Origin of the sequence: Saccharopolyspora sp. 7B (assembly GCF_020177435.1) — a bacterium.
GTDB lineage: Bacteria > Actinomycetota > Actinomycetes > Mycobacteriales > Pseudonocardiaceae > Saccharopolyspora_C > Saccharopolyspora_C gregorii.
The window spans coordinates 125,639-139,522 of record NZ_JAIUKC010000002.1 but is presented as its reverse complement, the minus strand read 5'-3'; the positions used below and the strand labels follow the sequence as shown (position 1 = coordinate 139,522).

Below are 13,884 nucleotides of genomic sequence, written 5' to 3'. Positions count from 1 at the left end.
CATTGCGGCCGGTACCGAGGGATCCTCGGAACCGGAACCGGTGCTGCCGTCACCGGCTCTCCGAGCCGGTCCTCATTGCGGCCGCGGCGATGTCGCCGGGGCTGCTCGGCGCCGGTGCCGGCCGTCACCGGCTCTCCGAGCCGGTCCTCATTGCGGCTCCGCGAGCCGGTCGGTCGCGTCGTTCAGCATCTCGCCGTCACCGGCTCTCCGAGCCGGTCCTCATTGCGGCGCGCGGTAGTTCGCGCGCATGGCGCGGCCGTCTTCGGTCCGTCACCGGCTCTCCGAGCCGGTCCTCATTGCGGCCCGTGATCGGGCTCCAGCGCATGTTCGGATCGGACCCCGTCACCGGCTCCCCGAGCCGGTCCTCATTGCGGCGAACGCGGCGTTGTAGATGACCACCCTGCGCCCGCCCAGCCCGTCACCGGCTCTTCGAGCCGGTCCTCATTGCGGCCCGTCGGTGAGGAACACGATGCCGTCGTGGCCGGGCCGTCACCGGTTCTCCGAGCGGTCCTCATTGCGTCGGAGGGAAGCCACCGACGATGAGCAGGTTCGGCCCGGCGGCACCCCGGGCCTCAGCACCGGCTCACAGCACGGGCGGATTGATCATTGGTCGGCCGATCAGGATGATTGGCTTTAGCCTCGCCCGCGCTGCTCTTCTTCGATCCCGGCCGGTGACCGGCCACAGGTACACACCCCGAAAGCCGAGCACACCCCAGCCGACTTTCATCAGTGGCACAACTGCTGGACCACTTGACTTCGGAGGTTTCCGATGCCCATTCTCGATCTTGATCGGCTCACCGGGGAACTGTCCCCGACGTGGTCCGGATACCTGCGCGACTGGGACCGCGCACTGCGATCCGGCGATGACCTGCGACCGGGACCGGGCGCTGTTGTCGTGCTGTGCGTCCAGTGGAGTCAGGGCCAGTGAGCTGCTGGGCGTGACCATCGGCGACGTGGACTGGGCCGGGGCTCGGGTGTACGTGGCACCCACGGGCACCCGCTGCCTCAAGAGTCCCCGTATCACCGGAGGCGATCCGGTACCTGCCGCGCTACCTGGACGGCGGATGGGATACCCGGCCCTGACGAGCCGTTGTGGCGGACGAGGCGCGGCCGGTGTCGTATCGGGCGATGCGGCGAATTCTCCAGCGGGCCAACGAAAATCTGGGCACGAACCTCTGCACGACGTGCGGCACACGGCGTCGACCCGGATGGCCGACGCCCCGGAGATGCCCTTCCCGACGTCCAGGCCGTCCTGCGGGAGGCCAGCGTCGAGAGCACGGGCCGCTATCTGACCGTTCGGGTGGAGGACATGTTCGACGAGCTCCAGGAGCACCACACCCGGCCCCGCCCGCAGAGCTCCTACGCCGCCAACTACGCGGCGGCGGACATCGGGGTGGTATTCGGCGGCTGAGAAGTACACGCGGCGCAACCGCCGGTCTCCGGCATGCGCGCCCGCGGCGCTGACAGGTCAGGGCAGCTCGGATTCGAGGCGGCGCTGTAGTTCGCCGAGGGTCTCGCGTGCGAGGTCGAGCCGTTCCGGATCGAGGCCTTCGGTGGTGCGCAGGGCCAGATGGGTGTAGGCCGCCTGCATCCTGTGCAGGGCGGCGCGGCCGGTCGGGGTGACTTCGAGCAGCTTGGCCCGCTGGTGCGCGGGGTTGGGCCGATAGCAAGCGAGGCCGTCCTCGACGAGCAGGTCCGCGACGCGCTGCACGCCCTGGCGCGTGTGGCCGAGCCGGCAGGCGATGGCCCCCACCGGGGCGGCTTCGTGCTCGACCTCAGCCAGGACCTGCCAACGCGCCAAGCTCTGACCGGTGGGCCGGGCGATGCCGTTGCCGACCGCCTCGACGACGTCGGCGAGCCTGCCGACCTGGTCGACCAGTGCGGCGTAGGCATCGCATGCTTGATCACCACTCTTGACAACATGTTGTCGTCTCGCTAGCTTGTCGGACATGACAATATGTTGTCATGTGAGCGCCTCGGCCCGCAACAGGTGAACCAGGAGAACCGAATGCCCTCCGCACCCCGCCCACTTCTGATCTCCCGCGACATCATCATCGCCGCACCACCCTCGGCGGTGTTCTCCGCACTCGCCAATCCGCACCGCCACGCCGATTTCGACGGTTCGGGCACCGTGAAGAACACGGTCTCGGGCCCGGTCCGGCTGAACCTGGGCGACACGTTCAAGACAGCCATGAAGCTGTTCGGCGTGCACTACCGGATCGTCAACACGGTCGTAGAGTTCGAGGCGGATCGGCGCATCGCGTGGTGCCACCCCGGCAAGCACCGCTGGCGCTACGAACTCGACGAGGTCGACGGCGACACGCGGGTGACCGAGACCTGCGACCTCACCACCTCGCCGGTCCGCGGACTACTCGTGCGCACACCGTGGCCCCGCTGGAACGCCGAGGGCATCGAGAAGACCCTGCCGCGACTCAAGGCACTGGTCGAGAACGGCGCCTGAACCCCACCAGCCGGGCCGACCCCACCCGACTCACGCACCAGCAGCGAGACCTGCGGCCGACGGCCGGCCACATCGCCGCACGACCACCCCGGCACTCGAATTGCCGCGGCATCTCACCACTTCGACATGTTCTCCCCGCTGTTCGCATGTCGCTGAATTCTCCACGCGCAGGGTCGCACCTTCGCCGCGCGCCTAACACCACCGTCCGCGGCTTGCCGCCGCAGTGCGGACTTCACAACCCAGGAGAGTCGAATGGCATCCGAACCTCGCCCATTCCGGATCAACATCCCTGAAGAAGACCTCGTGGACCTGGCAGAGCGGCTGGACCGCACCCGCTGGCCCGATGAGCTGCCCGGCGTCGGTTGGTCCTACGGCGTCAACAAAGCGTGGCTGAGGGATCTGGCCGATCACTGGCGCGAGGGCTACGACTGGCGAGCGCACGAGGCCGCGCTGAACGCGCACCGGCAGTTCACCGTCGAGCTCGACGGGCAGAACATCCACTTCCTGCACGTCCGCTCGCCCGAGCCGGACGCGACGCCCCTGATCATCACCCACGGGTGGCCCAGCACGGTCGCCGACTTCCACGCGATCCTCGGACCGCTGACCGATCCCCGCGCACACGGCGGCGACCCTGCCGACGCCTTTCACGTAGTCGCGCCCTCGCTGCCCGGGTACGCCTTCTCCGGCCCGACCCACGAGCGCGGCTGGGGTGTCCACCACACCGCCCGCGCTTGGGCTGAGCTGATGAGCAAGCTGGGGTATGAGCGCTACGCGGTCCAGGGCGGGGATTTCGGCAGTCTCATCGCACCCGAGCTGGGTCGGGTGGCCGGTGAACGGGTGATCGGGGTCCACGTCAACGCGTTGGCCTTCGCCGCCTGGCCCATGTCCCCCGACGAACGTGAACTGCTCAGCGAAACCGATCGCGAACGGGCGCTCGACCACGAGCGGTGGTGGTACGGGCGCTCCGGCTACATGCACGAGATGAGCACCCGCCCGCAGACGATCGCCTACGCGCTCAACGACTCGCCGGTCGGGCAGCTGGCCTGGAACCTGGAGTGGTTCGTCGACTACGACCCCGCGCAGACCGAGCAGACCCCCGTCGACCGGGACGCGATCCTGACCAACGTCACCATCTTCTGGCTGACCAGGACCGCGGGCTCGGCGGCACGCCTATACTTCGAGGCCGGAGCCGAGCTGCTGGCGGGGAGGCCGTCGCCATCGGGCGCTGCGACGGCGGTGGCGAACTTCCCCGGGGACAACGCCATCCAGGACCTGGCGTGACTGTCCAATGTGGTCACACGCTGGCGGGAGCACGACCAGGGCGGGCACTTCCCCGCCCTGCAAGCACCGGAGGTGCTCATCGCCGACATCCGGGAATTCTTCCGCTCCCTTCCTGGCACGCCCTGACCGGCGGATCGCCCCAACCGCAGAGAGGAATCGCTGTGCAGATCGGCATCGGACTTCCGAATCAGGTGCGTGATGTCACCGCATCGACCATTCCGCGCTGGGCCGCGCGGGCTGAGGAAGCGGAGTTCTCCACCCTCGCCACGACCGGGCGCTACGCGTACCCGGGTGTGAGTGACACCGTCGCGCTCGCGGCCGCGGCGGGGGCGACCACCACGATCGGACTGCTCAGCGCGGTCCTGCTGGCCCCGACGTGGCCTGGGGCCTTGCTGGCCAAGGAGATCGCGGGCATCGACGGTGTTTCCGGCGGCCGTCTCACGCTCGGCGTCGGCGTCGGCTCGCGCGAAGACGAATTCACCGTGCCCGGGCACGAGCTGCACGGTCGCGGCGCGCGGTTGGAATCCGACCTGGCGACCTACCGCGAGGTCTGGGCCGGCGCCCCGGTCGGCAACGGACCGAACCCAGCCGTGCCATCGGGAACCCGGCAAGTCCCCATGCTGTTCGGCGGGTACACCGCTCGCGCGCTGGACCGCATGGTGCGCTGGGGCGAGGGCTACATCGGCGGTTCGCTGCCGCCGGCCATGACGGCGCCGCGCTTCGAGGCGGCGAAGCGGGCCTGGCAGGAGGCAGGCCGCCAGGGCGCCCCGAAACTCGTCGTGCTCGCCTACTTCGCACTGGGCGACACCGAGGCCGGACGGGCGAACATCCAGGACTTCTACCGGCTGGCCCCGAAGGAGATCGCCACCAACGCGGTGCTCTGCACCACCAGGGAGACGATCGAGCAGACCATCACGGTCTACACCGGCCTCGGTGTCGACGAGATCATTTTCGTTCCCGCCACGGACGATCCCGACGAGATCACCCGGCTCGCCGACATCGTCACCTGAACAGCCGGCAGGGAGCCGACATTCCGACCCGCATGGCAGCGAATGCCCAGCGCGGCCCACCGCGCGCGATGCCGCTCCCACTCCCAGCAGCAGGCAGCAGACCTCTACCGCGTCACTCCCTAGATCGCTCCGCCTCGGCCACCCGGTGCAGGCGATCGGCGGTGATCTTGCAGAGTTGTTCCGTGGTGGCCTCGTCGATGCTGTGGGTGATCGCGCTTTCGAGGACGAAGGTCGCGGCAGCGAATTCCGCGGTGCGGTGTTCGGCGGTCAGGGAGTCGGCGAGTTGTCTGCTCGAAGAGGTTCTCGAAGCGCCGGTGGAAGCCGGTGTGCCACTCGCGGACCGACTCCGAGACGGCGACCCGGTTGTGCACCGTGGCGACCAGGTGCTCGACCGGCCGCAGCCTCTCGATCAACCAGCGGAACTGCTCGGCGAGCGGACGGTCCGCCAGCGAGGCGTGCTCGTGCAGCAGCGCTTGGAAATAGCGGTCGGCGACGGCCACGAGCAACTCGTCCTTGTCGCCCTGGTGGTCATGGCGCACGGACTCGGCGCCATGCGGGAGTGGCGGCTGAACACGTTCGCGGAGCGGTTCGCCGAGCAGGACTGGATGGTGCTGGTGTTCGACTACCGGTACCTGGGGGCCAGCGAGGGCTCGCCTCGACAGCTGCTCGACATCAACGATCAGCTCGACGATCGGCGAGCCGCACTGGCCTACGGCCGGTCGCTGCCAGGAGTCGACACCGATCGGATCGCGGTGTGGGGAACCTCGTTCGGCGGAGGCCATGCGCTGCGGATCGCGAGTGAGGACCACCAGCTGGCCGCTGTGGTGGCCCAGTGCCGTTCACCGACGGCCTTCGCTGTTCTCACGTTTCCGCAGCTCACCGTTGAGCATGCTGTGGCTCATCGCCGCCGGGGTGCTCGACACCGTGGGGTCCTTGTTCGGCGCGAAGCCGGTGCTCGCTCCGGTGGTGGGTGTGTGGTGGATGCCCGCCTACCTCGTGTCGCCGAGCGCGATCGCCGAAGCGTCGCGGCTGCTGCCCCCGGGAACCCGGCTCTCCCCCCGGACCTCCGCGGCCGTGACCAAGATGTCGTCGCTGGGGAGGGGACTGTCGAAGAACGTCGAGACCGGTGGCGATCCCGTCCGGCCTGTTGACGCCGGGGTCGGCCGCGACACCCTCTGGGGCGTCCTCAAAGGACCCGGCGGCGGGGCCGACAGCGCCAACGGGGTCGCGGCCCGGTTAGCGCTGCGGCTACCGCCGTACCGGCCGGGAAAGGACCTGCCGAAGATCACCGCGCCCACCCTGCTGTGCGTGTGCGAGGACGACCGGGCCGCACCCGCCGACACCAAAACCCGGCTCGCCGCCGGGCAGGACCACGTGCAGGTCGGCCGCTACGAGGGCGACCACTTCGACATCTACGTGGGCGACCTGTTCGAGCGCGCGGTGCGCGACCAGACCGCCTTCCTGGCAACGCAATTCGGCCGGAGCACGCGGTGAGCGGACAGCCGGGCACCAGCCTGATTCCAGCAGGCCCGAAGGCCACATGCGCACGTATCCGGCCGCGATCAGGCCACCGAGATCGTTGACCTGCAACGACAAAGGTGCGTGATACCGGGATTCGGCGCCGGCGTCAGCTGGCTTCGGAGCCCGCTTCCGGGAAGCCGCGGCGTTCCCGGTGTTCGCGGGCGTCGATGGCGGAGCCGGTGAGGCTGCGTTCGATGTGCGCGCGCACGAGCTCGCGCGCTCCAGGCGCATCGGCGGCGGCGATGAGGTCGCACAGCTCGTGGTGTTCGCGGTGGTCGCGGGTGCGGGGTTCGTCGCCGGGCGGGAGTTCCAGCCCGATCCGCCGGTAGCGGTCGGACTTGTCCCAGACGTCGTCGAGCATCTTGATCAGCACGTCGTTGTGCGAGGCGGCGTAGAGGGCGCGGTGGAACGCCCGGTGGGCGGTCAGGGCCTCCTCACCCCAGGCGCGGGTGACGGGGAGGCGGGCGACGGGGCCATCGCGGCAACGCCGGCTTCAGCGGCCCCTGGTGGGCTCGGTGGCACCGGAGTGCTGCACCACGCGCGTGCCCGGGCGCCCTGGTCCGGTGAGGACGGCGGCATCCTCAGCGCTCGCAAGGCGATGCGCCGTCCACCGCTACCTCGCGCAGCGAACGCACCACCACGTCCGCGCCGGAATCTCGCAGGGATCCGGGGTCCGCGGCGGTGGCCACGCCGATGACGAGGCCGAACCCACCGGCACGACCGGCTCGGACACCCACCGCCGCGTCCTCGAGGACCGCTGATCGCCGGGGAGCGCACCCGAGCCTGCGGGCGGCTTCCAGGTACGTCGCCGGATCCGGTTTGCCGCGCAGACCCAGCTCCGCCGCCACGACGCCGTCGACCGAGACGTCGAACAACCCGGCGATGCCCGCACCGTCCAGCACCAGCGCGCAGTTGCGGCTGGCAGACACGACCGCCGTCCGCACGCGCCGCGCGCGCAACGACGTGACCAGCTCCACCGCACCGTCCAGCACACGCGCGCCGTGGGCGCCGACCGCGTCGCGGAAGTACCGGTCCTTGAGCTTTCCCAGCCCTACCAGCGTTTCGTGCCCCGGAGGGTCGGATGGGGAACCGGCCGGGAGGTCGATCCCCCTGGATCCCAGGAATGCGCGCACACCGTCGTCCCGAGGTCTGCCGTCGACGTGGCGCAGGTAGTCCTCCTCGGTGAACGGGCCGGGACGCTCCGCTCGACCCGCCAGGTACTGGTCGAACAGCCGCTTCCACGCCGCGCGGTGCACCGAGGCCGTGTCGGTCAGCACCCCGTCGAGGTCGAACAACGCCGCGCCGTGCTCGTGCGGATCGATGCGGACCACTACCACCGCTCCCCCGTCGCGTCGGGTCGATCGCCGCCGGCACCCGGCCGCCGCATCGACTGCCGCTCCGGGATGCCCGCCGCCCGCGTTCCGGGAAACGACGCTCCCGCCGATCGGAATCCGCCGCGGGGAGCGGGCCGATGTTCTCTGGTACCAGCGGTTCGGCGCGTGCCAGGTTGGTACCCGCAGGACATCGGTCGAGGCCGGCGGCCCGGACGGGGACGGCGGGCCGCCCCGGGAGGACGGGATGGCATCCATCGCCGACACCATGAACGCGTGGATCGTGCGCGAGCCCGGCCCGCTCGCGGAGCAGCCGTTGCGCTGGGTGCTGCGCCCCGTCCCGTCCCGGGACTCCGGCGAGCTGCTGGTGCGGGTGCTGGCCTGCGGGGTGTGCCGCACCGACCTGCACCTCGCCGAGGGCGACCTGCCCGCCCACCGCCGGCCCGTCGTGCCGGGCCACGAAGTCGTCGGAGAAGTAGTGGCCTGCGACCCGGCCGCCACCGGTTTCGACTTGGGCGAACGGGTCGGCATCCCGTGGTTGCGGGGCACGTGCGGGCGATGCGGGTTCTGCTTGCGGGGAAGGGAGAACCTCTGCCCCCGCTCGCGCTTCACCGGCTGGGACGCCGACGGGGGCTATGCCGAGTTCACCACGGTGCCCGCCGCCTACGCCTACCGGTTGCCTGCCGGGTACACCGACGCCGAGGTGGCACCGCTGCTGTGCGCCGGGGTGATCGGCTACCGGGCGTGGCGCCGAGCTCAGGTCCCGGCGGGCGGAGTGCTGGGCCTGTACGGGTTCGGCGCGAGTGCCCACCTGACCGCCCAAGTCGCCGTGGCCGGCGGCGCACGCGTGCACGTGCTCACCCGGTCCGCGCGCGCCCGGGCGCTCGCGCTCGACTTGGGGGCGGCCACCGCCGGTGGCTTGGCGGACGAACCACCGGAACCGCTGGACTCGGCGGTGCTGTTCGCCCCCGTCGGCGAGCTGGTTCCCGTGGCGCTGGCCGCCTTGCGGCGCGGCGGGACGCTGGCGATCGCCGGCATCCACCTGACGACGATCCCGGAGCTCGACTACCAGCGGCACCTGTTCCACGAACGCGCGCTGTGCAGCGTCACCGCGAACACCCGGGGCGACGGGGTGGACTTCCTGCGCTTCGCCGACCAGCACCGCCTGCGGGTGACGACCACGCCGTACCGGCTGGACCGGGCCGACGCGGCGCTGCGGGACCTGGCCGACGATCGCGTGCACGGGGCCGCCGTCCTGCTGCCAGGCGGCTGAGTCCGAACCGGCGAGCCCCTGGGCACCTGAGTCCGAACCGGCGAGCCCCTGGGCACCTGAGTCCGAACCGGCGAGCCGCCGGCACCGGAACCGGGCCGCGTGCGTCAGGGCACGACGGCGACGGGGCACGGTGCCCGGTGGGCGACCGCACGGCCGGTGGAGCCCACCATCGCCGCGTGCATCAGGAACCGGCCGTGCCGTCCCACGACCACGAGCCCCGCTTCCCGTGCGTGGCGCAGCAGCAGCTCCGCCGGGAGTTCCGTCGTCGTGACCTCGTGCCGCACCGGGACGTCGGGGTACTGCTCCTGCCACCCGGCGAGGGACTCGGCGAGCTGCCGTTCGCAGCCGCGGGTGACGTCGGTCCAATCGAGGCTCCACCTGGCCGGGGCGATCGCGTCCCGCGGCAACTCGTCCCAGGCGAGAGCCGCGACGAGTTCGGCACCGTGCCGCGCCGCGTGGTCGAAGGCGAATCCCACGGCCCGGGCGCTGATCCGGGAGCCGTCGACGCCGACCACGACTCGGTGGCGTTCCACCCACTCCGTCCCGCGGACGAAGACGACGGGCACCGCGGAGCCCCGCAGCAGCTCGTCGGACGTGGATCCGAGCAGGCAGTGGTGCAGCCGCCCGTGCTGTGCGGGTCCGAGCACGAGCAGGTCGCCGTCCTCCGCGGCTTCCCGCAACACCAGCGCGGGGTGCCCGAGCCGGCTCTCGCCCGTGATGGTCAACTCCGGCCAGTCCCGCGCGCACTCCGCGACCGTCCCGCTCACCTCGTGCTCCACGTCCGCGTGCAGCAGTCCGAAGTCGACGGGCTCGGCGGGGAAGTGGATCCGCGTCAGCTCCTCCAGCGGCGTGGAGAACGCGCGCACGAGGTGCAGTTCTCGCCGCCGCACCGCGGCTTCGCGGCACGCCCACCGCAGCGCTTGCCGGGATCCGGGCGTTCCGCTGAACCCCGCGACGACCGGACCGGGCCGGGCACTGCTCATGCCACCTCCTCCACGAGGAACCACCTCACGGTCGCACCGCCGAAGGGCGCCCGGAACGGGCTTTCGTCCATGCCTGCGCGCCGCCGCAGGTGCCGGGGTCCCGCGATGGCCGCCGCCCGCTCCCGCCGCGATCGCGGAGCGGCGCGCCGAGCGGTTCCACCCGCGCCCGCTCGCCACCGCCGAAGGAGACCGGACGCCGAGATGCCCCGGGCAGGTGCCTTTGCCAGCCTGGGAACGAGGAAAGGGGGATGCGATGCCGGGGTGCGCGATCGCGGTGGACGGCACGCCCGAATCCGAGCGCGCGGTCGAGTGGGCCTGCGCGAACGCGGCGCTCTGCGGCGACGAGCTGCTGTTGCTCACCATCGGCACCGGGCCGCATCCGGGCGGGACCCGTCCCGGCTGGCTGACCGACCTCGCCGCGCAGATCCGTGAACGCAACGGCGCGCCTCGACGAGTGCGCGTCGAGGCGCGGACCGGCCGGGCCGTTCCCCGGCTCCTGGAGGTGGCGCGCCACGCATCGCTGCTGGTGCTCGGATCGCGTGGACACCGGGCGCTGCACGACGCCGTGCTCGGCTCGGTGGCCCTGGAAGTCGCGACGCGCTCCACGTGCCCGGCGGTGGTGGTGCGCGGGGCGGCCGAGCAGGTGCGGCGGGAAACCGTCGTGGCCGGTGTCGACGGGTCGGTCCACGGGGACCGCGCCCTGGAATTCGCCTGCGAAACGGCGGAAGCGCTGCGCTGCGACGTGGTCGCGGTGCAGGCGGCGCCGGATTCGGCGTTCATCCCCGGCCCGTTCGAGCACCCGGACCGCGAGGAACTGGTCGAGCGCGCGGAGCGCGCACTCGCTGAAGCGGTGGCCGGGTTCGCCCCGGACCACCCCGACGTCACCGTGCGCCGCCTCACCAGCTCGATGGACCCGATCTCCGCCTTGACCGAGGCCGCGAGCGGTGCCCGCCTGCTGGTCGTGGGGCGTCGCGGATCCGGTGGGTTCTCCGAGGCGCTGCTGGGATCGGTCTCGCGCGGCGTGCTGCACCGGGCTGCCTGCCCGGTCGCCGTGGTGCCGCTGGAAGGTGCGCGCCCCGGCCGGAGCGGCTGAGCGGAGGCCGGGCCTGATGACCGATGATCGCGCGTGGACGTTCAGCGGCTTCGACCCCGCCGACGAGGGGCGGCGGGAGGCGCTGTGCGTGCTGGGCAACGGCTACTTCGCCACCCGCGGGGCGGCTCCGGAGGCGGAGGACGACGGGGTGCACTACCCGGGCACGTACGCGGCGGGGTGCTACGACCGCCGGACCGCCGAGGTCGCCGGGCAGGAGATCACCACGGAGTCGATGGTGAACCTGCCGAACTGGTTGCCGCTGACGTTCCGCTTCGACGACGGCGACTGGTTCGACCTGAGCCGGTGCACGCTGCTGGAGCACGAGATCGAACTGGACCTCGAACGGGGGCTGCTGAGCAGGCGGTGCCGGTTCCGCGACCGGGCCGGGCGCACCACGACCTTGACGCAGCGCCGCATCGTCCACATGGGTCTCCCGCACCTGGCGGCGCTGGAGACCACGCTCGTTCCCGAGGACCACAGCAGCACCATCACCTTCCGCAGCGGCCTCGACGGCCGGGTGCGCAACACCGGAGTCGCCCGGTACGAAGCGCTGGAGGGTGCTCACCTCACCGGATTCGAGGTGCACGAGCACTCGCCCGAAACCCTCGGCCTGCGGGCTCGCACCGCCTGGTCGCGCATCGAAGTCGCCGAAGCGGCACGCACCCGCGTCAGGACCGACCGCCGGGAGCCGAGCCCTCCGCGAACGACCGTGGTGGAAGCCGACCGCATCGCGCACGAGCTCGTGGTGGCCGCGCGGCCCGGCGAGCGCGTCGTGATCGAGAAGGTCGTGGCGCTGCACACCTCGCGCGACCGTGCGATCTCGGAGCCGGCGGCGGAGTCCGCGGAGCTGGTCGCCGAGGCCGGCGGGTTCGAATCGCTGCTGGAGACGCACCGTGCGGCCTGGCTCAAGTCGTGGCGGGCCTTCCGCTGCGGGATCCGCGGCGCCGGGGACATCCGCCGCGCGGTACGCCTGCACCTGTTCCACCTCCTCCAGACGATCTCGCCGAACAGCGCCGACCTGGACGTGGGCGTCCCCGCTCGGGGTCTGCACGGCGAGGCGTACCGGGGCCACGTGTTCTGGGACGAGCTGTTCGTGCTGCCGGTTCTGGCGTTGCGCGCCGCCGACGAGGCTCGCGCGTTGCTGCTGTACCGGTACCGGCGGCTGCACCAGGCGCGCAGCGCCGCACGCCGCACCGGGCGGGTCGGCGCGATGTTCCCGTGGCAGAGCGGCAGCAATGGCCGGGAGGAGAGCCAACGCCTGCACCTCAACCCGCGATCGCGGCGGTGGCTGACCGACGACACCCACTTGCAGCGGCACATCGGCATCGCGATCGCGTACAACACGTGGCACTACTACCAGTCGACCGCGGACACGGCGTTCCTCCGCGACTTCGGCGCGGAGCTGATCCTGGACATCACCCGGTTCGCCGCCGGCCTCGCCCGCTACGACCCGAGCCGGGACCACTACGTCGTCGAAGGAGTGGTCGGCCCGGACGAATACCACACCGCCTACCCGGGCGCCGCCACCGCCGGGATCGACAACAACGCCTACACCAACGTCATGCTCGCGTGGCTGTGCCGGACGGCCGCCCGGGTGCTCACCGTTCTCGCGCCGGAGCGCCGACGGGAGCTCATGGCCGAGCTGGGACTGCGCGAAGCCGAGATCGCTCGTTGGAAGCGGTTGTCCCGCAAGCTGTTCGTGCCCTTCCACGACGGCATCCCGAGCCAGTTCGAGGGCTACCACGAGCTGGCCGAGCTCGACTGGCACGGCTACCGGCGGCGCTACGGCGACATCCGGCGCCTGGACCGCATCCTGGAGGCCGAGGGCGACGACCCGAACCGCTACCAGGCCTCCAAGCAGGCCGATGTGCTCATGCTGTTCTACCTGCTGTCCGCGGAAGAGCTGCGCGACGTCCTCGCGGGACTGGGCTATCCGTTCCCGGCCCACCGGATCCCGGAGACGATCGAGCACTACCTGCGGCGCACCAGTCACGGCTCGACCCTCAGCTCCGTGGTGCACGCCTGGGTGCTGGCCAGGTCCGACCGGCAGCGGGCGTGGGAGCACTTCCACCGGGTGCTGGAGGCCGACGTGCACGACACCCGCGGCGGCAGCACCCGCGAAGGTGTCCACCTCGCCGCGATGGCCGGGACCATCGACCTGCTCCAGCGCTGCTTCGCCGGGGTCGAGGCCAGACAGGAGGCGCTGCGGCTCGACCCGTGCTGGCCACCGGAGCTGGGCGAGCTGGAGCTCGACCTGCGCTACCGGGAGCACCCGGTGTCCCTGTCGGTCACCGGCCGCACCGCGGTGGTGCGGGTCGGCCGAGGCGGCCCCACCGGCGGCTCGATCAGGTGCGCCTGCGGGGACTGCGAGGTGGAGCTGGCCCCCGGTGACGTCGCGACGTTCCGCTGGGAGCGGGGGGAGGCCGCTCGGGTGCGGGTCCGCCACGACAGGACGGGACCGGGCACCGCCACGGCGGATCGGCGGAACCGCTCCGCGGGCTGAACGACCGCCGCCGCATCGCGTCCCGCGCGGCTCGGTCGTACCTTCGCTGCGGGGCCGATGCCGGGAGGTGCGCGATCGTGACCGGACAGCGGAAGGCAGGAATCGTGGTCGGTGTGGACGGATCCGCCCCCGCCTTCGGCGCGGTGGAGTGGGCCGCCCGGGAAGCCGAGCTGCGGGGGCTTCCGGTGCGGCTGCTCGCGGTGCTGCCGGACGAGGTCACCCCGCGGGACGACGAAGGAGCCCGCCGCCGAGCGCGCGACGTGCTCGACACCGCCGAGCGGGTCGCGCGCGGACGTGCGCCGGCCGGGGGGGGGGGGGGGGGGGGGGGGGGCGGGGCCGCGGCGCCGCGGGGGGGGGGGGGGGGGGGGGCGGCGCCCCCCCCCCGCGGGGGGGGGGCCGGGGGGGGCGGGGGCGGGCGGGGGGGCGGG

General features: G+C 71.9%; 10 protein-coding genes, 3 pseudogenes and 1 CRISPR repeat array (1 of these 14 running past the window's edge). Of the genes and pseudogenes, 9 read left to right on the top strand and 4 right to left on the bottom strand.

Annotation, left to right across the window (positions count from 1 at the left end):
• Positions 1-521: a CRISPR direct-repeat array (repeat unit 36 nt; unit sequence CCGTCACCGGCTCTCCGAGCCGGTCCTCATTGCGGC); it reaches 253 nt to the left of the window's first position.
• Positions 522-1,468: 947 nt separating this feature from the next.
• On the bottom strand, positions 1,469-1,951 hold the full coding sequence (locus LCD33_RS00580; RefSeq protein WP_224959892.1) for a MarR family winged helix-turn-helix transcriptional regulator: 483 nt from the start codon (positions 1,949-1,951) through the stop codon (positions 1,469-1,471).
• A 39-nt stretch (positions 1,952-1,990) separates the two neighbouring features.
• Here LCD33_RS00580 and LCD33_RS00575 point away from each other — a divergent pair, with 39 nt between their 5' ends.
• The 5 genes and pseudogenes from LCD33_RS00575 (at position 1,991) to LCD33_RS00555 (ending at position 6,246) form a co-directional block, all read left to right on the top strand.
• Positions 1,991-2,461, top strand: a complete 471-nt coding sequence (locus LCD33_RS00575; RefSeq protein ID WP_224968514.1) for an SRPBCC family protein — start codon at positions 1,991-1,993, stop codon at positions 2,459-2,461.
• Positions 2,462-2,713: 252 nt separating this feature from the next.
• A pseudogene (locus tag LCD33_RS00570) lies at positions 2,714-3,868 on the top strand (epoxide hydrolase family protein).
• Positions 3,869-3,903: 35 nt separating this feature from the next.
• Positions 3,904-4,752 (top strand): LLM class flavin-dependent oxidoreductase, encoded by an 849-nt coding sequence (locus LCD33_RS00565; protein ID WP_224957374.1) that lies wholly within the window; start codon positions 3,904-3,906, stop codon positions 4,750-4,752.
• Between the two features lie 32 nt (positions 4,753-4,784).
• Positions 4,785-5,531 (top strand): annotated as a pseudogene (locus tag LCD33_RS29255) (alpha/beta hydrolase); the annotation flags it as partial.
• Between the two features lie 109 nt (positions 5,532-5,640).
• Positions 5,641-6,246, top strand: a complete 606-nt coding sequence (locus LCD33_RS00555; RefSeq protein ID WP_224968520.1) for a hypothetical protein — start codon at positions 5,641-5,643, stop codon at positions 6,244-6,246.
• Positions 6,247-6,379: 133 nt separating this feature from the next.
• Here the strand turns inward: LCD33_RS00555 and LCD33_RS00550 are convergent, their stop codons facing one another.
• A complete protein-coding gene (locus tag LCD33_RS00550) occupies positions 6,380-6,700 on the bottom strand; it encodes an FCD domain-containing protein (protein ID WP_224968518.1) in 321 nt (106 codons plus the stop codon).
• 154 nt (positions 6,701-6,854) lie between these two features.
• On the bottom strand, positions 6,855-7,604 hold the full coding sequence (locus LCD33_RS00545; protein ID WP_224957370.1) for an HAD family phosphatase: 750 nt from the start codon (positions 7,602-7,604) through the stop codon (positions 6,855-6,857).
• 268 nt (positions 7,605-7,872) lie between these two features.
• On the opposite strand from LCD33_RS00545, the gene LCD33_RS00540 reads away from it, so the two are divergent.
• Complete coding sequence (locus LCD33_RS00540; protein ID WP_224957376.1) at positions 7,873-8,877, top strand: zinc-dependent alcohol dehydrogenase family protein; 1,005 nt, start codon at positions 7,873-7,875, stop codon at positions 8,875-8,877.
• Between the two features lie 104 nt (positions 8,878-8,981).
• Here the strand turns inward: LCD33_RS00540 and LCD33_RS00535 are convergent, their stop codons facing one another.
• Positions 8,982-9,860 (bottom strand): universal stress protein, encoded by an 879-nt coding sequence (locus LCD33_RS00535; RefSeq protein ID WP_224957368.1) that lies wholly within the window; start codon positions 9,858-9,860, stop codon positions 8,982-8,984.
• A 253-nt stretch (positions 9,861-10,113) separates the two neighbouring features.
• Here LCD33_RS00535 and LCD33_RS00530 point away from each other — a divergent pair, with 253 nt between their 5' ends.
• The 3 genes and pseudogenes from LCD33_RS00530 to LCD33_RS29250 form a co-directional block, all read left to right on the top strand.
• Positions 10,114-10,953 (top strand): universal stress protein, encoded by an 840-nt coding sequence (locus LCD33_RS00530; RefSeq protein WP_224957366.1) that lies wholly within the window; start codon positions 10,114-10,116, stop codon positions 10,951-10,953.
• A gap of 16 nt (positions 10,954-10,969) precedes the next feature.
• Positions 10,970-13,456, top strand: coding sequence for a glycoside hydrolase family 65 protein (locus LCD33_RS00525; RefSeq protein WP_224977381.1), 2,487 nt, complete (start codon positions 10,970-10,972; stop codon positions 13,454-13,456).
• A 77-nt stretch (positions 13,457-13,533) separates the two neighbouring features.
• A pseudogene (locus LCD33_RS29250) lies at positions 13,534-13,725 on the top strand (universal stress protein); the annotation flags it as partial.
• Positions 13,726-13,884 lie beyond the last annotated feature (159 nt).